Raw genomic sequence first — 18,970 nt, 5'->3', positions numbered from 1 at the left:
GACTATTATAATACGCCACGAGGTGAATGAACGCCTTTTGTCCGTATAATGCTTTCCTGCACCTTTGGGGCTTCATTCTGCTTTTCTGCCTGCTCCGAAGCATCTTGTTTGGTTTCCGGCGTAATAGATAGCTGTATCTTTCTTTCTACGGCAGCCAGTTCCGTTTTAAGCTCACTCAATCGACTTTCCTTAGCCCAAGTACCGTTAACCACTTCCTGAAGTATCGGCAGGTCTTTTTGTATTTCAGCGATTTTCTCCTGCTCCTGCTTCACAAAGCCCGGAAGTTTTTCCAAAGCCCTTAAAAAATTCATTGCGGCGGTTTCGGGGTCTTTTGCCATCAGACCGTTATTGTAGGTGTACTTGATATTGCCCTCGCCAGTTATAAAAAATCTATTGACCCTTTCGAGTGTTGAATTATCCTTTGGAAGTTCTGTTTTAACCAATAATTGAAACCCGTAGAGGTTGCCTATTTCACGATAGTCGCCTGCCGTGGGGGCTTTGTTCGCAATCTCGTTCAGTTTTGCGCCTATTTGTTTCGGATTTGCATTGGGCGGCAAGCCATCTAACAGCACAGGGTTTTCGATTGTACCGTCCGAACGCTTTTGCAGGCGTTGCTGTAAGTTTTCCCAGTCGGTACTCATCCGGCTCAAACGGGATTGAGTGCTTTGCAACATTTCCATATAATCCTGTACCTTAAATTTGGCACTGGATTTAGAGCGGTTGAACGCCTGCTTTTCGCTTTCCAGTCCGGCAATCTGTTTTTCCAGTTTGGCTTTATCCAACAGGTCTGTATTTCCTGACAGGATTGCCACATATTCCGAAAAGTTCATTCCCGATTTTTCGTCCATACTTCCCTCGTCAATCGTTCTTTTGGTCAGGTTGTTAGTCTTTAACTGGTCGATGAAAAGCTGCTTATTATACAGCAGGTTGAATTTGTAACTGTCCAACGATTTTTCAACTGCATAGATAATCACAGCAACTTTATTATCGGCAAAGAATTTGGCAATCTCATTGCCTTTTCTGATTGCCCGCCCGTCCCTTTGGGCAAGGTCAGACGGTCGCCACGGTGTATCTAAATGATGAACGGCAACAGCTCTTTTCTGTGCGTTTACGCCAGTTCCGAGCATACTTGTAGAACCGAACAGTACACGGATTTTGCCCTCGTTCATTCCGTTGATAAGTTCCTTACGTTGCTTATCATTTTTCGCTTCCTGAATAAACCTTACTTCGTGCGCAGGTATGCCGTGGTCCTCCACGAGTTTGCGTTTTATTTCGGAGTACACGTTCCATTCGCCGGGCTTGTAGGTTCCCAAATCGGAGAAAACGAACTGCGTTCCTTTCTGTGCGTTGAACTGGTTGTAATACTTGGCGATATTTACCGCACAATGCGAAGCCTTGTTGTCAGGATGGTCGTCGTATATACCACTTACCATACGCATATCGAGCGACATCTTACGGGCATAGTCCGTCGCAATGAGCATCTTTGCTTTTTCTTCCCTTTGCGATAATGGTTCTCTACCGAGTAAAGTAGCATCGCCCGTTTTGGCAAACTGCATCAGGCTTTGGATAAAGGCTTCTTGGTCGGGCGTTGGCGGTATGTTGTACAATACCTCGTTCTTAGTGGGGCGGTCAATACCAATATCCTTAGCCGTTCTGTAATCCGTGATTTCAGAATAGAACTGTGCCAGTTCCGGCACTTTGATAAAGTAGCGGAAACGCTCTTTTGCTACAATATTGTTAGCTACCGAAAATTCATAATCGGTCGTTTTCCGTGCATAGATAGCTGCCCACGCATCAAAGGAATGAATACCCTGTTTTTCCAATGCACGGGGGCGCAGGTATTTAAACAGCAGGTACAATTCCGTTAATGAATTGCTGATGGTTGTACCCGAAAGAAAGGTTGCACCCATATCCGCATTGGTACGCTCCTGAATGGTGCGGATTGCAAACAGCAGGTTCAGTGCCTTTTGGCTGCCGTCCACGTTCCCCAGTCCGGCAACCCGTGTATGACGGGTGTTGAACATCAGGTTTTTGAACTGGTGGCTTTCGTCCACAAACAAATGGTCTATGCCCATCATCTTAAAGTCCACAATATCATCCTTACGGTTTTCAATATCGTGTTGCAGCGTTTTCAGCTTTACTTCAAGATTTTCTTTCCGCTTGATTACCCCGGCGAGCATTCCCCTTGTCACTTCCTTGCCCTGCGATTTCAGGGCATCGAGATTGCGCTCTACGCTGTCCAGTTCTATTTCGAGGATTTCCTTTTGTATTTCGGGCGATTGCGGTATCATTCCGAACTGGTCGTGCGTAAGTATCACGCAATCCCAATCATTATTTTTAATATCCCCGAAAATCCGCAGGCGTTTTTTCGGCGTAAAATCATCAATACCCGGATAAAGGATTTTGGCGTGTGGATAGGCTTTACGGTAGTCTTCGGCAATGGCAGGTATATTTGCTTTCAGCCCGATAATCATCGGCTTATGGGCTAATCCCAAACGCTTCATTTCCTGCGCTGCGGTACACATTATCAGCGTTTTTCCTGCGCCTACTTCGTGGTCGCAGATAGCACCGTTGTTCAGCTTTATCATCCAAACGGTGTCCTTTTGACTTGAATACAGGTCTTCAATGCCTGCTCCCTTGCGGTCTAATCCCGGAAATTCCTGATGGCTTCCGTCATAGTTTGGGCGAACGAAACAATTAAAGGTATCGTTGTACTGGTCGGTCAGCCTGTTTTTAAACTCATCGTTCTGTGCGTGTAGCCAGTCGGTAAAGGCGGTACGGATTTCGTCAATCTTGGTGTTCGCCATTTGTATGGCTTCCATATCCCGTACTTTAACCTCTTGGTCGCCAACCATTACTTTTTTGGTAATATCAGGCGTGGTATTGACAAGAGCGTGTTTAAGCAGGGCAATACCGTCAAACGTGCGGCTTTCCGCTTTGACCGCATATTTTTCCCAAATGTGCATATTGCCCTGATGACACTTTACGGAAAAGTCGTCGGAGCTTTCGGAGTAATGAACCAGTACATCCGCATCGAACAAATGCGAAGCGAAACGGGCATAAATTCCGGTAGGTATCCACCGTTCGCCGAGGTTAAAATCCAGTTCCTCAAATTCGATACGTTTTGGTCGGGCTTCCTCTAAAGCGGTAAGGCTTTCTTTGGCTTCGGTATCATCGGGATAGTTTTCGAGATAGGCTCTTACTTCATCTGCTTTCTCCACCACGTTGCCTGCAATCCAACGTTCGGCTATTTCATATTCCTGTTGTAGCGGATTGTAGAACAACCGCCCGTGCAGGGCTTCTTTCAGGGTATCGGCAGGCAGGCTGCTGATTTCGGACATAAAGTCCAAATCCACATTTCCGTATTTGTTCAGGGAGGCAGCTAAAGCCTCTTCGGGATTGTCGGTTGCTAACGTGGTAGTAGAGAAACTGACCGGACGGCTGAAAATATCCGCTTTATGGATTATGCCGCCAATGACACGCTCCAGATAGGGGATTTCTTTACCTGCACTGTCTGTTTTTATCAGCTTGGCATTGTCGGCAGTATTGAGATTGCCGTATTTTTTGGTAAAGGCATCGTACAGCAGGTTCAGGGTTTCCCGTTCTTCCCTGTGTTCGGTCTGTTTTTCAGCTTCTTTTTGGTACAGGTTGATATAACTGTCCCTTACGGCTATGTAGGCTTCGGCTCTTGCTTTCTGTGCCGACGGCAATTGCAATGGATGAAAGATAGCTTTTTTGTCTTCCTTATCCACCTCTTGCAAATAGCCGACCCAACCGTTATCCACCACAAGGCAATCATTCCGGTGGAATAATTGCAGTTCGCCGCTATACGGAGCAGGTTCAGGAACGGTGTTAATATCGGTAACGGGAATGGCAGTCTTATCAGACTGGCCATTGCCGTTTATTTGTGAAAACAGGTCGCCGATGGCTTCCTGTTTTTTGCTGTTTACTTGGCTTTTTCCATTGGTAGCACCATTGGATTTTAGCGGTGTATAAGGTTGCTGCCTGGCACTGCTGAACAGGTCGGGTTGACGACCTATTGTGCCTCTTCTTTTATTACTACTTTGCCTTTTGTTTTGGGTAGTTCTTTTAGGTGGAGCAAGCACCATTACAGGCTCACCCGCACTTTCAAACAGGTCAAAAATGCTTAGTTGTTTTAGTTCCTGTGGGCTTTCCTGATGGACTACCGGAGTGGTTATAAGCTGCGGTTTTTGCTGAACGATTGCAGGGTCTATGACCGGAGGTGTAACCTTTGGTTCAATCGGAATTTGTATCATAGGCTCATCATTGCGTTCGCCTTTGTATAAATTCAAATTCAGATGGTTCCCAAAATCTTCGGAAAGCATTTGTTTTAAATCTTTGGCAATACCCTCAACACCGTCTTTATGCGTATAGATTAAGGCAGGTTGACCGTATGGGTCGGTATCTAATTTTTGGTCGGTATGGATAATTCTTGTACCGTCCTGAAAGAGCGCATTGCCCGGCGTATTGTATTCGGTTGGCTTGCTTTGGCAAAACAGATCTTCCCTGTCGGTCAGATTTTGTTTTGCCGTATTTTTTTGCAGGATAATCAGGTCGCTGCCCACTTCCGTACCTGCATATTCGGTAAACAGATTGTTGGGCAGTCTTACAACCGAAACCAAATTATTATCCTGCATCAACGCCCTGCGTATGGGTTCGTTCTTAGGGCTATTCAGAATGCCCTGCGAAGTGATGTAAGCCAACAAACCACCCTCACGGAGCATATCAGCACCTTTCAGAAAAAAGTAATTGTGTATGCTTCGGGCAGCCTGTTCCTTTGCGCTGTTTCTGCTGCGTGAATAAGAAAGGTCAAATACAGAAGTATCGCCGAACGGTATATTACTGGCGATTATATCATAGTTGTTTTGTTCCCTTTCGGGAATTTCCTCAAAACCGTTGATACGGATATTGCTTTCAGGATAAAGCTGCTTTAAAATCTTACCTGTGAGCAAGTCTTTTTCATAGGCGGTAACACTGGCTTTCTGATTTTCCGAAAAGGATTGGATGAATGAGCCGATACCTGCGGAGGGTTCGAGGAATTTATCAATATGCAGACCCTTATCCCGCAAGGCGGATGAAATGGCATCTATAACCTTTGGCGGGGTATAAAAAGCCGTCAGTACGGAACTTTTCATACTGTCCACATACCTGCGGTACTGCTTATCGTCTTCGGAATTTTCTTTGAGTAATTGGTGGAGTTCCTGCGTTAATGGAAAAAGGTCGTGTTCTGTTTTTCTCCAATGATTGATGTCTATTTCGTTTTCTACGGGGTTCAGAACGAATTTAAGACCGCCAAATCCGCTGTATCGCATCATTAGCAGTCTTTCGCCTACGGTGGCTTGGCGTTTCTCCTTTTCCAGTTTAAAAGCAATTCGCAGGGCATCAATATTCAGTTGGAGATGTTGCTTTTTACTGAAGCCCATTTTCCTCAATCCATATTGAGATGGTTCCGGTCAGTTCGGTGTAGAGTACATCAAACTCATTTCCGTTGGCGAAATCATCGGTTAATTCATATCCTGCGAAAACAGGCTCACAAACGGGGAACATTTTCAGGGCGAACGGTCGCAGTTCCTCGTCTGCCATTATGGTATCAAATTCATTGCATACCACTTTGAAAACCGTGTCGAACTTGGAGAAGTGCAAGCCCTCAAAAAGTATGTAGTTGGCTATTTCGTCGCATTGCTCAACGGCGTTTCCCGAACGGAAAGCACCCTCATAAGCATTGGCAGCCCACGAAGACCGTTGGTCAATAAATTTTTGGTCGTGTGCCTTTTCGGGAAAGCTGCTGTTTAATAATTCTTGTAGTCGTAATCTGAAATACGACAGGTCTTTTTGCTGTACATCCATACTTATTTTATTTAGAATTTTACTTAAATCCTAAAATTATAAGCAGGAGCAAATGCCTCTGATAATGTTGTAGGGTTTGGCTTTGAAAGGCAGGATTTGGCTATTTACAATAGAAGATTGAACTAATTATTTATACAGAATTGGTGCTTGGCTATATGTTTTTTCACAAACTACTTTTGTGGTTTAAATATTTATCGTAATATTGCGATATATTATTACAAATAAGATGGGCGTAACAAAAACAGAAATATTTACAGAACAGCAAAACAGCTTGGCAACCACTTTAAAGGCACTGGCTCATCCTGCCCGTATAGCTATCCTGCAATACATCATCAAGCAGAAAGCTTGCATTTGTAATGACTTAGTGGAAGAATTAGGATTGGCACAGGCTACCATTTCACAACATTTGAAAGAACTGAAAAGCATTGGCATCATCAAAGGAAGTATCGAGGGAACCAGTGTATGTTACTGCATTGATGAAAATGTTTGGCACAAGCTAAAAAATGAACTCAATATGTTCTTTGTAGATAATGTAGGGGTTGATAAATGCTGTTAAGCATTTTTTTTAATGTATCAATCGTAATAAAGCAATATAACAATTAAATAAAAAACAATGAAACTATCAAAAATCAAAGAAATCTTACCAGCATTAGATAATGTTGAATTTCAATTAGCGAACGGAGCATTTGTACCGGAGCATTTCCACGTTACAGAAGTAGGCATTATTACAAAACACTTCATTGATTGTGGCGGAACTATAAGAAATGAAAAAGTTGTCAATTTCCAATTATGGAACGCTAACGATTTTGAACACCGATTAAAGCCAACCAAACTATTAAACATCATTAAACTATCTGAAGAAAAACTGGGTATCGAAGATGCCGAGATAGAGGTAGAATACCAAAGCGAAACGATTGGTAAATATGATTTGGATTTTAACGGGAACCATTTTGTATTAAAGAACAAACAAACCACTTGCCTGGCAAGTGATGCCTGCGGCATTCCTGCGGAAAAACAAAAAGTGAACTTAGTAGAATTAAAAGATGCTTGCTGTACGCCTAATTCGGGATGTTGTTAAATTAAACTATCATATAAAAAATCAATAAAAATGAAAATTGCATTATTCAGCGACATTCACGCCAACCTACCTGCATTAGAAGCATTCTTTGAAGATGTAGAAAAAAGAAACCCCGATAGTATTTATTGCTTAGGCGATTTGGTAGGCTATAACATTTGGGCAAATGAAGTAGTAAACGAAATCCGTAAAAGGAAAATACCAACGATTGCAGGGAATTATGATTTTGGCATTGGACGTATGAGCAACGATTGCGGATGTGCGTACAAAACAGACGGAGAAAAAGACAATGGGAAAATCTCTATTTCATTTACCAACTCTATTATGAAAGATGAAGAAAGAGCCTATTTGCGTACACTTCCAGCACATATCAAGGTAGAATTTCAATTGAATGAGGATAAGCTCAATTTATTATTAGTACACGGAAGTCCAAGAAAAATAAACGAATACTTATTTGAGGATAGGGAAGAAAAAAGTATGCTTAGGATAATGGAACAAGCTGATGCAGACATTATGTGTTTTGGGCATACACACAAGCCATACCACCGTATTTTAAATTCCGGTATTGACGGACAAAACCATTTTAGACACGCCATAAATATAGGTTCGGTAGGAAAGCCCAAAGACAGTGATGTAAGAGGTGGTTATATAATGCTTACAATCAATGAAGATAGTTCTGTATTGGATAAAGACAGTATCAGTGTAGAATTTATACGCTTTGATTATGATATTGAAAAAGCAGCAAAAGCAGTTGAAGAAAGCCCATTGCCAAACGAATATGCAGAAAATTTAAGGAGAGGTTATTAATCTAAAACATCAGAAAAATGGAATTTCCAAACGATTTAAAATATTCAAAAGAACATACGTGGATAAGCGTACAGGACAACACAGGTACAATAGGCATCACAGCATTTGCACAAAGTGAATTGGGCGAAATCGTATATGCAGACTTACCAAACGTTGGATATAGTTTTCAGCAGGATGAAGTATTCGGCTCTGTTGAAGCGGTTAAAACAGTCAGCGATTTATTTATGCCTGTATCGGGTAAAATAATTGAAACCAATAAGCAACTATTAAAAGAACCAACACTAATCAATTCAGAACCTTTTGGAAATGGTTGGTTGATTAAAATTGAAATCAAAGACATTACCGAATTAGAAAAATTATTGACATCAAACCAATATAAAGAACTTACAAATTAGCCAAGCAATGCAACCAAAACTAAAATTCTTAGACAGATACCTAACCTTATGGATATTCCTTGCAATGGCGATAGGTATAGGATTGGGACATTTCTTTCCGGGTATCTCAAAAATTACGGACAGCCTATCCGTAGGCACGACAAACATTCCTTTGGCAATAGGTCTGATACTGATGATGTACCCGCCATTGGCAAAAGTGGATTATACATTATTGCCCCAAGCATTTAAAGATAAAAAAGTAATTGGCATATCCTTATTGCTCAATTGGGTTATCGGTACAGTTTTGATGTTCGGCTTAGCAATTTTGTTTTTACGGAACGAACCCGATTATATGACAGGCTTGATACTGATAGGTTTGGCAAGATGTATCGCAATGGTAATCGTATGGAGTGATTTAGCTAAAGCAAACAGAGAATATACAGCGATGTTAGTCGCATTAAATAGTGTTTTTCAGATAATAAGTTACAGTTTCTTAGTTTGGCTGTTCATCAACATATTACCCAACAAATTAGGCTTAGCGAACTTTAACGTAAGTGTATCAATGAAAGATGTTACAGAAAGCGTATTGATATACTTAGGTATTCCTTTCTTAGCAGGTTTTATTAGCCGTTACGCATTGGTAAAATCAAAAGGCATAGAATGGTATAACAGGAAATTTGTACCCCTAATATCGCCCATTACATTATATGCTTTACTTTTTACAATCGTATTAATGTTTAGTCTGAAAGGCGATAAAATAGTAGAGTTGCCAATGGATGTGGTAAAAGTTGCCATACCGTTAATCATCTATTTTGTACTGATGTTTTTCGTCAGCTTCTTTATCAACAAATCCCTAAACGTTCCTTACGACAAAAATGCCTCAATAGCCTTTACAGCCACAGGAAACAATTTTGAATTGGCAATAGCGGTAGCAATAGGAGTATTTGGCATTCATTCCCCACAGGCATTTGTAGGCGTTATTGGTCCATTGGTAGAAGTACCCATATTGATACTTTTGGTCATGGCAAGTTTATGGTTGAACAAAAAATATTATAACTAATTTTATAACCATCAATTTTATACTTACAACGGATTGAAAAAAAACATATCCATAAAAAACAAAATTGAAGCGGCAGCATTATTAAAAATTGCACCGTTCAGAAAAGAAATTCGCAAGACCGAGCCACACAAGCACAGCAGTTATTTTGAAATCATTTATCTACAGAAAGGAAAAGGTTTTCATACCATCGACCATACTTCATTTTCAATAAAACCACCAACACTATTTTTTGTTCGCAAAGAACAAGTTCATCACTGGGATATTGCTGATGTCCCTGAGGGATATGTTCTGATTTTAAAGAAAGGCTTTGTTGAAAAATCGTTGGATGGCGGGCTGAAAAATCTTCTATCCAAGTTAAGCGGATTTAATTGTATTCATTTGAAAGAAATCCAGGGTATTGATACATTATTCAAACTGCTTATCACGGAAAAGAATTTTATTGTATTAGAAGGATTATTGAAAGCATTGTTTGCGAAAACATTGGATGCTGCAAAACCCTTGCCTGTTCAGACCAACAAAACGGATGATACAATAGTATCATTCAGGGAATTACTAAACCAGACAAGCGACTTACATAACAGTGTTGCCCATTACGCAGAAAAGCTCCATACAACACCACAAAACCTAAATGCCATTTGTCGTAAAACACTTAATCAGTCGGCAGCAGAAGTGATTGCCGAGCACATCATTAGCGAAGCAAAAAGACAACTGATTTATACAGACAACAGTGTTTCTGAAATCGCTTATAGTTTGAATTTTAACGACACTTCCCATTTTGTGAAATATTTCAAACGTCACACAGGCGTTACCCCGTTTTTATTCCGTAATACTTAAAAGCTACCGTGATATTTTCAAATATACCATAAAATTGACAAAGCATTGTATTAATTTTGATGCGTAATATTCATCGAAAATCATGTGTCATGAAATACTTATTTGTCTTCCTCACAATCATCATCTTGTTTGCCTGTAATCAGGAAGATAGCAATCGGAAGGCTTTGCAAAATCAGATTGATAACCTGCAATCCAAATTGGATGATAGTTACAAACCGGGATTTGGGGAATTTATGAGTAGTGTGCAGGTTCATCATAACAAGCTCTGGTTTGCAGGAAAGAGCGAAAACTGGGAATTGGCTGATTTTGAAATCAACGAAATCAGGGAAATTTTGCAGGATATTGAAAAATATCAATCGGCAAGACCGGAAAGTCAATCCATATCTATGATTACTCCGGCTATTGACAGTGTTTCAAGTGCTATCCAACATAGGGATTTACCACAGTTTGAGCATAGCTATATGGTTCTTACAAATACCTGCACAAACTGCCACAGTGCAACAAAGCACGAATTCATACAAATAAAAATTCCGAACAAAAATATGTTCAGCAATCAGGAATTCAAACTCTCACCATAATCATGTTTCAAAAAATCATTCATTCAGACCATTCCAAAACCACCCTTATCATTCGGTTAATGGTCGGTGCTGTATTTCTTTCTGAAGGCATTCAGAAATTTTTATTTCCAGATACTTTAGGAGCAGGTCGTTTTGAAAAAATCGGGTTGCCCTCACCTGACTTTTTGGGAAGTTTTGTAGGTACTTGCGAAATCCTTTGTGGAATACTTATCCTTATCGGGCTTTTTACAAGGCTGGCCAGTATTCCGCTTATCATCATTATGCTTGTTGCCATTGCTGCTACCAAAGCAGATATATTAGCCAATCAGGGTTTCTGGGAAATGATGCACGGAAGCCGGACGGACTGGGCTATGTTGTTAGGTAATATTTTCTTGCTTATAAAAGGTGGCGGCTTTTGGTCTATTGATAATAAGATGAAGAATAATGAAAAATGAAGTTAGCCAGAAGGAAATTGCTAAACTGTTTCTCAAATTGGGCTTTATAGGTTTTGGAGGTCCGGCAGCCCATATTGCCATGATGCGGGTTGAAGTGGTAATAAAACGAAAATGGATGAAGGAACAGCATTTTTTGGACTTACTTGGAGCAACTAATCTTATTCCGGGTCCTAACAGTACAGAAATGGCTATTCATATCGGTTATGACAAAGGTGGCTGGAAAGGATTACTAACGGCAGGTTTATGTTTTATTTTACCCGCTGTTTTAGTTACAGGAGTATTTGCTTTGCTATATCACAAGTATGGACAATTACCCGAAATACAACCATTTATCTACGGCATCAAACCTGCCATCATTGCTGTTATCATTGGAGCTGTTTACCCTTTGGCAAAAAAGTCTGTGAAGTCATTGTTTTTGAGTTTCATTGGTGTTACTGTATTGATAGCTTCTTTGATGGGTATCAATGAGATTTATTTAATGTTCGGAGCAGGGTTGCTCGCTCTTGTACAGTACGCTGTTCAGCGCAAAAAAGCTGATACTTTACCAAGCGTTATGCCGATTGGCATTCTTCAAATCACAGCGTTTACATTTTTGTCTGTTACCAATGCCAAATTATTTTGGACTTTCCTTAAAATTGGTTCCATACTTTATGGCAGCGGATATGTTTTATTTGCCTTTTTAGATACGGAACTGGTAACGACAGGTTTACTCACAAGGCAGCAGCTAATGGATGCTATTGCGGTAGGTCAGTTCACACCAGGCCCTGTTTTTTCATCGGTAACATTTATTGGATTTCAGATAAATGGGCTTTCAGGAGCAATTATCTCAACCATTGCCATTTTCCTTCCCTCATTTGTTTTTGTAGCACTTCTTAACCCATTAATCAGGAAATTACGAAATTCTAAAGGGCTATCCACTTTTTTAGATGCAGTAAATGTCGCATCGGTTTCTATTATAGCAGCAGTATGTTTTATAATGGGCAAAGATACCATTACCGATTGGCAAACAATTACCATAGCACTGGTTAGTGGCATTATCGTTTTCAAATTCAAAAAAATCAATAGCGCATTCATTGTTTTAGGAGGTGCATTATTAGGTTTCTTATTATTTCAATTTTAAAATGTCAAAACCACTGGAAAAATTCAGAGGTTTTGGTATGAAGTAAGGCACTGAAGCATCCTGCCGACTTCAATATCCATTCTTGAAAAAGCAAACCATTTTTTGCCCATGTCTTTGAGTGATGCCCCTATATGGTAGAGTTCCGTATGGTCAATTATCAAAAAACGGTCGTGGGCATCTGCGAAAACCTCAATAGCTACCGGAGGATATTGGCTATTGTAGCGTTGTAAATCTAACCGTAGCTGATTGCTGATGCCTTTGGTAAGGATTGTAGCGGTTACATTAGTCTTACGCTTACCCAGTAAGGTAAGCACCGTATCATCCACATAATTATCAAGCAGGATAATAGAACTTTTGGCACTTCGGATAATATCGGAAACAAAGGCATAGGCATCAAATACCTGCCCGTTGTAGAAAATACCTTTTTCGCTGTGCAGCTTATCGCTTTCCAAAGCCTTAAAAATTTCTTCAAATTTTTGGTCGGCTTCCAGTTGCTTTAATTCGATGTTATCCAAACGATGAAACAAAGAAGCATTGCTAATGAGCATACGCCGCATTTCGACAAAGGCTTCCATTATTTCAACACTCATTTTAACAGCTATATCTGAACGGAGTATGGCAGATGCCATTGCAACCCCTTGTTCGGTAAAAACATAAGGCAAATAACGTCTGCCGCCGTAGCTTAAACTTGAGGTTCCAAATTGGAACCTCAAGTTTTCAACTTCCTCTTCGGTCAGTTGAAAGCAGAATGATACGGGAAATCGCTCAATATTTCTTTTAACGGCTTTGTTCAGGTTCTTTGTTTCTACCTGATATAAAGCAGCGAGGTCGCTATCCAACATTACCTGTTTGCCCCGGATGGTATAAATCAGGCTCCTGATTTCTTTAGGTACGATTGACGGTTTATTTTCCATTTCGTTTACTGCTTTTGTTTTTCTCAAACTCAAAGGAACTTTCGGCTTTATCGTTCAGCACGATATAAGCATCGAATTTCTTTCCGGCTTTGCTTTCCATTCCTTTGATAAGAGAGGTTTTGCCTTTATTGACAAGGCTTGTTACATTTTCAATACTGATTTGTACACCGCAGACCGTGCGGAACTGCACCCAGTTACACGCCTCATCAGGGCATTTTACAATCTTATCACGGATAATAAGCTGCTTACTTTTGCATTTCGGGCAGGTCAGTTTTGGCTGATTGGTGCTTGCGATGGAAGTTTGCAGTAATTCATCTGTAATGGATTTGGCATAGGTTTCCATTTCCTTTTGGAATGTTCCGGCATTCGCTTCGTTATTTTCGATTTTCTGCAATGCCAATTCCCATTCGGCGGTCATTGCCACATCCGCAATTTTCCGGTCTTTGACCAACTCGTACACTTGCAATCCTTTTTCGGTAGGAACTAAGGAACGTTTATCCCTTTGGATATAATTACGGGTAAACAGGGTTTCAATAATGGCGGCTCTTGTTGCTGGAGTTCCGATACCTATATTTTTGAGGGCTTTGCGCTCTTCCTCGTTTTCGATTTCTTTCCCTGCGGTTTCCATAGCCGACAAAAGCCCGGCTTCGGTATAAAGCACTGGCGGCTTGATCTGTTTTTCCAAAACGGCGGCTTCCTTTATGGCAAGTTCGTCGCCTTTGTGCAGTTCGGGTAGTTCCTGCACTGGCTCTTCGCCGTCATCGGTAAAACTTCCTTTTATGGAACGCCAACCCGCTTCCTGAATTTTACAGCCTTTTGCCGCAAAATCGTAATGCAATACCTGTAATGAAACATTGGTTATTTCCTTTACACAGGCTTGTGATATGGCTTCGAGCAACCGAAGCGCAATCATATTGTAAATCTTGTTTTCGTCTGCATTGAGTACAGACGGTACTTTATCCGTAATCAACAAACCGTGATGGTCCGTTACACGGAGGTCATTCAAGATACGTTTGTTGAACCGTCCCCATTTGATTTTGGTAAGGGCTTGTTTGCAATCCTCACGGTTTTGCAAAGCCCGCACAAGGTTTGGAATTTCAGCCCACATATCTTCAGGGATATATTTGCTTCCGGTACGTGGGTACGTGATAAACTTCTTTTCGTACAGGCTTTGTGCAATATTGAGCGTTGCTTCAGCAGATAATTTCAGCCTTTTGTTGGCTTCCTTTTGTAAGCCAGTTAGGTCAAAAAGCAATGGCGGCTGTTCTGTAACGCTTTTGGTTTCTACCGAGGTAACGGTTGCCGTTGCGCAACGCTGAATAGCTTTAAGGGTATCATCGGCAAGTTGCTTTTCGTCCCATTTGGTTGCGGAAATACTTTTGAAATCAACCTGGGCTTTGTTGTGCGTTAATTGTATCTGCCAGTATTTCTTTACCGTGAAATTCTTATTGTCGAGGTAACGTTTGCATATCAAAGCCAGTGTGGGCGTTTGCACTCTTCCAAGGGAATAGATACCATTGCCTGCGGCAATGCTCAATGCCTGTGTAGCATTGATGCCTACAAGCCAGTCGGCACGGCTTCTGCCTTGCGCTGCCTGATACAGTCCGTCAAATGCTGCCCCGTCTTTTAGGTTGTTGAAGCCTTGCTTTATTGCCTTTTCGGTAAGCGAACTTATCCAAAGGCGTTCAAAAGGTTTGTTGCATTTCAGGTATTCATAAATGTACCTGAAAATGAGTTCGCCCTCACGACCTGCATCGGTAGCAACGATGATGCTGTTGCTTTGCTTAAAAAGCTGCTCAATGACTTTCAGTTGCTTTAATGCGCCAGTATCGGCGGTGTACCCTTTGTCTTTTTTGACCTTGCGGACGGTCAATAAAAACGGGTTGGGCAATATCGGCAGGGATGCTTTATCAAATCCCGAAATGCCGTAATCTTCGGGCATTCCCAGTCCTATTAAATGACCGAATGCCCACGTAACAAAATAGCCGTTACCTGTCAGGTAGCCATCCTTTTTATCGGATGCTCCCACAAGTCCGGCTATTTCCCTTGCTACGCTTGGTTTTTCTGCAATGATTGTTTTCATACTGTATTACATTTTTCTGCCTTTGGATTTTTCAGGCTTGTTATCCTGTTGCTCCTGCTGCTTCTCGTTTTTCGGTCTTTGCTGCCCGGACTTCAAAGGCTCTTGGGCGTTCTTGGTCGCTTCGTTGGTTTTACCCTCCGAATTGACGGCAGTTTGTGTTTTATGAGTTTCGGCAGGTTCTACCCGTGCTTTGTACTGACCGGGAAACTCAAAATTGGTCTTTCCGGTATCTTTGTCGAACGTGATATAACCCTTATACGGTTGGTCTTTTTTGTCTTTCAGTTCAACGTATATGGTTTGTCCGGCTTTGAACTTGTTGTACTGCTCATCATCCAGTTCTTTGCCCCTGAAAGTTCTTGGAGCTTCCTGCGATTGGCTTTGCTGATTGTTTTGTTGGGCGTTCTGTTGGTTCGTTTGCGCTTGCTGATTGTTGTTGCTTCTGTCAAACAGGAACTCAACATATCGTTTGTCCGCATTGAATTGTACCGTTGCCGAAAACTCTGTTCCCTTAGTGGAAATCATACCCTCTAAATAGAGTGGTTTGCCCTCCATTAAAGTTTGTTTCTGTTCGTCATTCAGCTTTACGCCCTTAATTTCATCGGGAATTTTGATAAACTCCGTGCGCAGTGCAATCACATCATTGGTTAGCCTGTCAATGCTGATAATGGAGGGCATCAGTTCGCCTGTTTTGGAATTTACCAAATTAACCACACGCCCCATATTGCCCGTTTCGAGCAGGTTTTTCTTGTCTTCGTCCGTAAACTTATGACCGAAAAACTCAAAGTGTAGGTTAGGTTCTCTTTTAATACCGTGTATTGCCACGATAACATTGCCGTCTTCCCCTTGTTGTAAAGACAGGCGGGCATCCGTGCGGAGGATAGAACCACCGAGGTTAATACCTATCGGTAAAAGCTCATTGGTTTTGTAACCTCTTAGCAAAGGGTCGAGCAGGTTTCTTTTTTCAAGATACTCTTTGCTTAATCCGAGGTTCTTCATCGTGTCCCAATCAATCTGCTCCGGCTTGTAGCGGTATTCGCTTGCTTCCGTTGTTGTTTGTGCTGTTGCCATATTATTTTGATTTTCTTGTTTTTTATCGGGTTGGGTTTCTGCTTTTACTTCGTGTTCTTTCAGCACTTTTTCGCCCTGTGGAGTGGGCTTATCTATGTGCTTTTGCAGCTCCTCTGCTTTTTCAGCAGCAACCGGAGCAGGCACTTTGAAGAAAGTAAAGTTTGTAGGGTTCTTTAACTGGCTGAAAAAATTGGAAAAGAAGTTGGAAAAGAAATCGCCGCTTTTGTCCACACGCATAAACTGGTTTTGGTTTTTCTTGGTGGGTTCAACGGTTTCCATTTTCCCGTTTTCGTCGATACTTTTTACTGCCTGGATTTTCATTTTCTCTTTATCCAGTACGAGTAATATGTCCGAAAGCTGTTCGGGCATTTCCTGTTTAGTTGTTGTTTCTTCGCCCATAGTCTGAAAATTTTAAAATTTCACGGTCGAATGTAAAGGAAGCCTTCACTGATTTGCTTTATGTGGCACTCAAAGGCAGCGTTTGTCACTTATTGGCATCCAGTTTAGGTAACGGAGGGTTAAAACTTTCCCTGATGAACTGATGCACATCGGATAGCTTGTAATACAGTTTTCCGCTAATGGTATAATAAGGGAGCTTACCTATGGAGCGATACCGTTGCAGGGAACGGTTACTGATTTTCAGCATTTGCAATAAATCCTGATTATCCAGTAACTCTTCGCCGTCTATGCTGTTGCGCTTCTTTTGTAAATCGTCTATGTGGTTGCCAAGAATGTCCAGCCTGTCCATTATGCGTTCCATCCACGCCACAAATTCCATTTTGTCGATATTCATACGGGTACGCTTTTAATGATTACCTGATTTCAGCTTTCTGCCTTTCTCGATATAGCTTTTGCCTTTCGCCATAAGCTGCTCCACATATTCATCGGTCGTCTGCACGGCGTTAGCGTTGAGCATTTCCTTGATAGCACCAATCGTATAGTAATACTGCCCGTACATTTTTGAAAAAGCTATCTGCCCGTTGGTGCGCATACGCCACAACGTTTTTTCGCTGATGTGGAGATACTGGCAGACTTCGTGGTTGTTGAGCCATAAGCTATCGTAGCTTGTATCTTCCAGTTTGAGGATATATTCGCTAATGGCTTTCAACCGTTCGTTGAGGTGCTTCCACACTTCTTCGTCAACTGTTATAATGTTCATAGCACTGTTGTTTAATGTTCACATAGCAAAATTCAGAAGTGTTGCAGTGTTTGTCTGCCAATACGTACCCATTGGTTTGGCACTTTTTTTCAAATTTTTTGCAGTGAGAAAAACCCTTGTTTAATAAGGGTTTTAGGGTATTTCGGTTATTTTGTAGTAGCCTTTTGCCAACATTTGCCAATTGGCATATATGGGCAAAGAAAAAGCAGTACATTTTGTGTACTGCTTCCAAACCCTTGTGCTGATATTGCTAAAGGTCTTTATCCATATATTCTTCGAGGGAAATTTTGAGTTGGTCTAAAAATACCGTTCGGGAGCCTGCCCTTGTTTTCATTCTGTGGAAAGAATGATGTATATCGTTCAGGGGCGTTCGGAAGAGGATTTGGAAAATCAATGCTAACTTCCTGATGCCTATTTTACCGTATGCAATAGATTTGGAAGCATACAAGGCGTAAATTAATTCTATCAGTGCATTTTGCGAGTTCGTCCACGAAATGTCTTTGTTTCCATCACCATTTATTGAAATGGCATCGGGATTTTTTTCAGGGTTTATTTTGGTAAGTAAAAAAGTATAAAGTAATTCATTGGCTATAATATGGGCAACTTTGTTATCGTAATAAGTAGAAAAGCTAAGGTCAATTTCAAATACATTACTTTTCAGACCATCGTGGTAATTGATTTTTCCGAGCCTGAAATAACTGTGGTCACGGTCAGTTCTGCCTGCACGATAGTACCTGTAAAAATCCTCATTGGATATGCTTTCCTTATATTCGGATTTGAGGATTTTAAGTTGGTTTTCAAAATAGCTTTGATGTATTCTCCCGGTACTCACTGGGCAGGTAGTTTCAATGCGGAATACTTTATTGTAATAAATAAGTTTTCCTAAAATCTGCGGTTTGATGTTCTTAAAAAAATTGATTTCCTGCTGTTCGTTCTTAAATCCGGTCTGTAAGACTTTCATCTTTATAGAAAACAGCATCTCCTTTAAGAATAAGGTCATTTGATAAGCCTCATCCGCAGTTTGCATCATTTGAGAAGATAGCTTATCTTCCTGATGCTGAATTTCCGATAATACTTTGTTCAATACGATTTCCATAGCTTAGACGTTTAGATATTGGGACTATTTGTTTCGGAACTACATCTTCGTTGATTTGCCAAAACTTGGAAATAATATGTAAAGCATTATCACATAGTGTCCCCATATTGGGAAAGATTTATTTTAAATACCTTTTTTTGAGGGAGGGTAAAAAACGAAAAAGGGGTAAAGTATGCTGTTACTTTACCCTTTTTTTATTAGATTTGCAGTAATGATTTACAAGGTAATCAAATGAAAGCGAGTGCAGTAAGCACCATTACTAAATCGTTACCGATAGCACTTCCGGTTCTTGTAAACTCTTCTTTATTAGTCACTTTGGACTATATTAATCTTTTTCAATAAAAAATAACTGGATAAATAAAAGGTAAAAAATTTGGCTATATCAATATGTATATGAAGAGTACATGTTTTTATTTATCCAGTATACTTAAAAATTCGTTATATAATAATTTATCTCTAACTTCTCTTCATTACATTCAGTTCATCTCTTAAAAAGACTT

The 18,970-nt window shown here is 40.8% G+C and carries 17 protein-coding genes; 9 read left to right on the top strand and 8 right to left on the bottom strand.

The window, feature by feature from the left end; genetic code table 11:
- Positions 1 to 5: 5 nt before the first annotated feature.
- Both EL260_RS07325 and EL260_RS07320 read right to left on the bottom strand, forming a co-directional pair.
- Entirely contained in the window at positions 6 to 5,444 is a 5,439-nt protein-coding gene (locus tag EL260_RS07325) for an N-6 DNA methylase (RefSeq protein WP_123859573.1), read from the bottom strand.
- Entirely contained in the window at positions 5,431 to 5,868 is a 438-nt protein-coding gene (locus EL260_RS07320; protein ID WP_048499054.1) for a DUF1896 domain-containing protein, read from the bottom strand. Before EL260_RS07320 ends, EL260_RS07325 begins: the two co-directional genes overlap by 14 nt.
- Before the next feature lie 226 nt (positions 5,869 to 6,094).
- Between EL260_RS07320 and EL260_RS07315 the strand changes: the two genes are divergently transcribed.
- The 9 genes from EL260_RS07315 (at position 6,095) to chrA (ending at position 12,150) form a co-directional block, all read left to right on the top strand.
- Positions 6,095 to 6,424 (top strand): ArsR/SmtB family transcription factor, encoded by a 330-nt coding sequence (locus tag EL260_RS07315; protein ID WP_123859572.1) that lies wholly within the window; start codon positions 6,095 to 6,097, stop codon positions 6,422 to 6,424.
- Positions 6,425 to 6,481: 57 nt separating this feature from the next.
- The gene (locus EL260_RS07310; protein WP_123859571.1) at positions 6,482 to 6,946 is read left to right on the top strand and encodes a DUF6428 family protein; all 465 of its coding nucleotides are present in this window, start codon (positions 6,482 to 6,484) and stop codon (positions 6,944 to 6,946) included.
- Positions 6,947 to 6,976: 30 nt separating this feature from the next.
- Positions 6,977 to 7,750: a metallophosphoesterase family protein gene (locus EL260_RS07305; protein ID WP_123859570.1), complete on the top strand. Its 774-nt coding sequence runs from the start codon at positions 6,977 to 6,979 to the stop codon at positions 7,748 to 7,750.
- A gap of 17 nt (positions 7,751 to 7,767) precedes the next feature.
- Positions 7,768 to 8,145 carry a glycine cleavage system protein GcvH gene (gene gcvH / locus EL260_RS07300; protein WP_123859569.1) on the top strand — a complete coding sequence of 126 codons (378 nt, stop codon included), beginning with the start codon at positions 7,768 to 7,770 and terminating at the stop codon, positions 8,143 to 8,145.
- A gap of 7 nt (positions 8,146 to 8,152) precedes the next feature.
- Positions 8,153 to 9,184, top strand: coding sequence for an ACR3 family arsenite efflux transporter (arsB, locus tag EL260_RS07295; protein ID WP_123859568.1), 1,032 nt, complete (start codon positions 8,153 to 8,155; stop codon positions 9,182 to 9,184).
- Between the two features lie 33 nt (positions 9,185 to 9,217).
- Complete coding sequence (locus tag EL260_RS07290; RefSeq protein ID WP_123859567.1) at positions 9,218 to 10,018, top strand: helix-turn-helix domain-containing protein; 801 nt, start codon at positions 9,218 to 9,220, stop codon at positions 10,016 to 10,018.
- A gap of 89 nt (positions 10,019 to 10,107) precedes the next feature.
- On the top strand, positions 10,108 to 10,596 hold the full coding sequence (locus tag EL260_RS07285) for a hypothetical protein (RefSeq protein WP_123859566.1): 489 nt from the start codon (positions 10,108 to 10,110) through the stop codon (positions 10,594 to 10,596).
- Positions 10,597 to 10,598: 2 nt separating this feature from the next.
- On the top strand, positions 10,599 to 11,030 hold the full coding sequence (locus tag EL260_RS07280) for a DoxX family protein (RefSeq protein ID WP_123859565.1): 432 nt from the start codon (positions 10,599 to 10,601) through the stop codon (positions 11,028 to 11,030).
- The gene (chrA, locus tag EL260_RS07275) at positions 11,020 to 12,150 is read left to right on the top strand and encodes a chromate efflux transporter (protein ID WP_123859564.1); all 1,131 of its coding nucleotides are present in this window, start codon (positions 11,020 to 11,022) and stop codon (positions 12,148 to 12,150) included. The genes EL260_RS07280 and chrA overlap by 11 nt, the downstream gene beginning before the upstream one ends.
- Positions 12,151 to 12,173: 23 nt before the next feature.
- Here chrA and EL260_RS07270 read toward each other — a convergent pair whose 3' ends face one another.
- The 6 genes from EL260_RS07270 to EL260_RS07245 all read right to left on the bottom strand — a co-directional run bounded on the left by EL260_RS07270 (position 12,174) and on the right by EL260_RS07245 (position 18,470).
- Complete coding sequence (locus EL260_RS07270; RefSeq protein ID WP_123859563.1) at positions 12,174 to 13,064, bottom strand: ORF6N domain-containing protein; 891 nt, start codon at positions 13,062 to 13,064, stop codon at positions 12,174 to 12,176.
- Complete coding sequence (locus EL260_RS07265) at positions 13,054 to 15,147, bottom strand: type IA DNA topoisomerase (protein WP_123859562.1); 2,094 nt, start codon at positions 15,145 to 15,147, stop codon at positions 13,054 to 13,056. The genes EL260_RS07270 and EL260_RS07265 overlap by 11 nt, the downstream gene beginning before the upstream one ends.
- A 6-nt stretch (positions 15,148 to 15,153) precedes the next feature.
- A complete protein-coding gene (locus tag EL260_RS07260) occupies positions 15,154 to 16,614 on the bottom strand; it encodes a DUF3945 domain-containing protein (RefSeq protein WP_123859561.1) in 1,461 nt (486 codons plus the stop codon).
- Positions 16,615 to 16,699: 85 nt separating this feature from the next.
- A complete protein-coding gene (locus EL260_RS07255) occupies positions 16,700 to 17,008 on the bottom strand; it encodes a helix-turn-helix domain-containing protein (protein ID WP_002978404.1) in 309 nt (102 codons plus the stop codon).
- 12 nt (positions 17,009 to 17,020) lie between these two features.
- A complete protein-coding gene (locus EL260_RS07250) occupies positions 17,021 to 17,374 on the bottom strand; it encodes a helix-turn-helix domain-containing protein (protein WP_013632656.1) in 354 nt (117 codons plus the stop codon).
- A 250-nt stretch (positions 17,375 to 17,624) separates the two neighbouring features.
- Positions 17,625 to 18,470 carry an RteC domain-containing protein gene (locus EL260_RS07245; RefSeq protein ID WP_123859560.1) on the bottom strand — a complete coding sequence of 282 codons (846 nt, stop codon included), beginning with the start codon at positions 18,468 to 18,470 and terminating at the stop codon, positions 17,625 to 17,627.
- Between the last annotated feature and the right edge of the window lie 500 nt (positions 18,471 to 18,970).

It is taken from the genome of Chryseobacterium nakagawai, from assembly GCF_900637665.1.
GTDB lineage: Bacteria > Bacteroidota > Bacteroidia > Flavobacteriales > Weeksellaceae > Chryseobacterium > Chryseobacterium nakagawai.
This window is presented reverse-complemented; position numbering and strand designations above follow the sequence as displayed.

Coding starts and splice junctions, on each gene's coding strand:
- arsB (WP_123859568.1), top strand. CDS start 8,153: ATGCAACCAAAACTAAAATTCTTAGACAGATACCTAACCTTATGGATA.
- EL260_RS07305 (WP_123859570.1), top strand. CDS start 6,977: ATGAAAATTGCATTATTCAGCGACATTCACGCCAACCTACCTGCATTA.
- EL260_RS07325 (WP_123859573.1), bottom strand. CDS start 5,444: ATGGGCTTCAGTAAAAAGCAACATCTCCAACTGAATATTGATGCCCTG.
- gcvH (WP_123859569.1), top strand. CDS start 7,768: ATGGAATTTCCAAACGATTTAAAATATTCAAAAGAACATACGTGGATA.
- EL260_RS07285 (WP_123859566.1), top strand. CDS start 10,108: ATGAAATACTTATTTGTCTTCCTCACAATCATCATCTTGTTTGCCTGT.
- EL260_RS07310 (WP_123859571.1), top strand. CDS start 6,482: ATGAAACTATCAAAAATCAAAGAAATCTTACCAGCATTAGATAATGTT.
- EL260_RS07265 (WP_123859562.1), bottom strand. CDS start 15,147: ATGAAAACAATCATTGCAGAAAAACCAAGCGTAGCAAGGGAAATAGCC.
- EL260_RS07245 (WP_123859560.1), bottom strand. CDS start 18,470: ATGGAAATCGTATTGAACAAAGTATTATCGGAAATTCAGCATCAGGAA.
- EL260_RS07255 (WP_002978404.1), bottom strand. CDS start 17,008: ATGAATATCGACAAAATGGAATTTGTGGCGTGGATGGAACGCATAATG.
- EL260_RS07320 (WP_048499054.1), bottom strand. CDS start 5,868: ATGGATGTACAGCAAAAAGACCTGTCGTATTTCAGATTACGACTACAA.
- EL260_RS07270 (WP_123859563.1), bottom strand. CDS start 13,064: ATGGAAAATAAACCGTCAATCGTACCTAAAGAAATCAGGAGCCTGATT.
- chrA (WP_123859564.1), top strand. CDS start 11,020: ATGAAAAATGAAGTTAGCCAGAAGGAAATTGCTAAACTGTTTCTCAAA.
- EL260_RS07315 (WP_123859572.1), top strand. CDS start 6,095: ATGGGCGTAACAAAAACAGAAATATTTACAGAACAGCAAAACAGCTTG.
- EL260_RS07280 (WP_123859565.1), top strand. CDS start 10,599: ATGTTTCAAAAAATCATTCATTCAGACCATTCCAAAACCACCCTTATC.
- EL260_RS07250 (WP_013632656.1), bottom strand. CDS start 17,374: ATGAACATTATAACAGTTGACGAAGAAGTGTGGAAGCACCTCAACGAA.
- EL260_RS07260 (WP_123859561.1), bottom strand. CDS start 16,614: ATGGGCGAAGAAACAACAACTAAACAGGAAATGCCCGAACAGCTTTCG.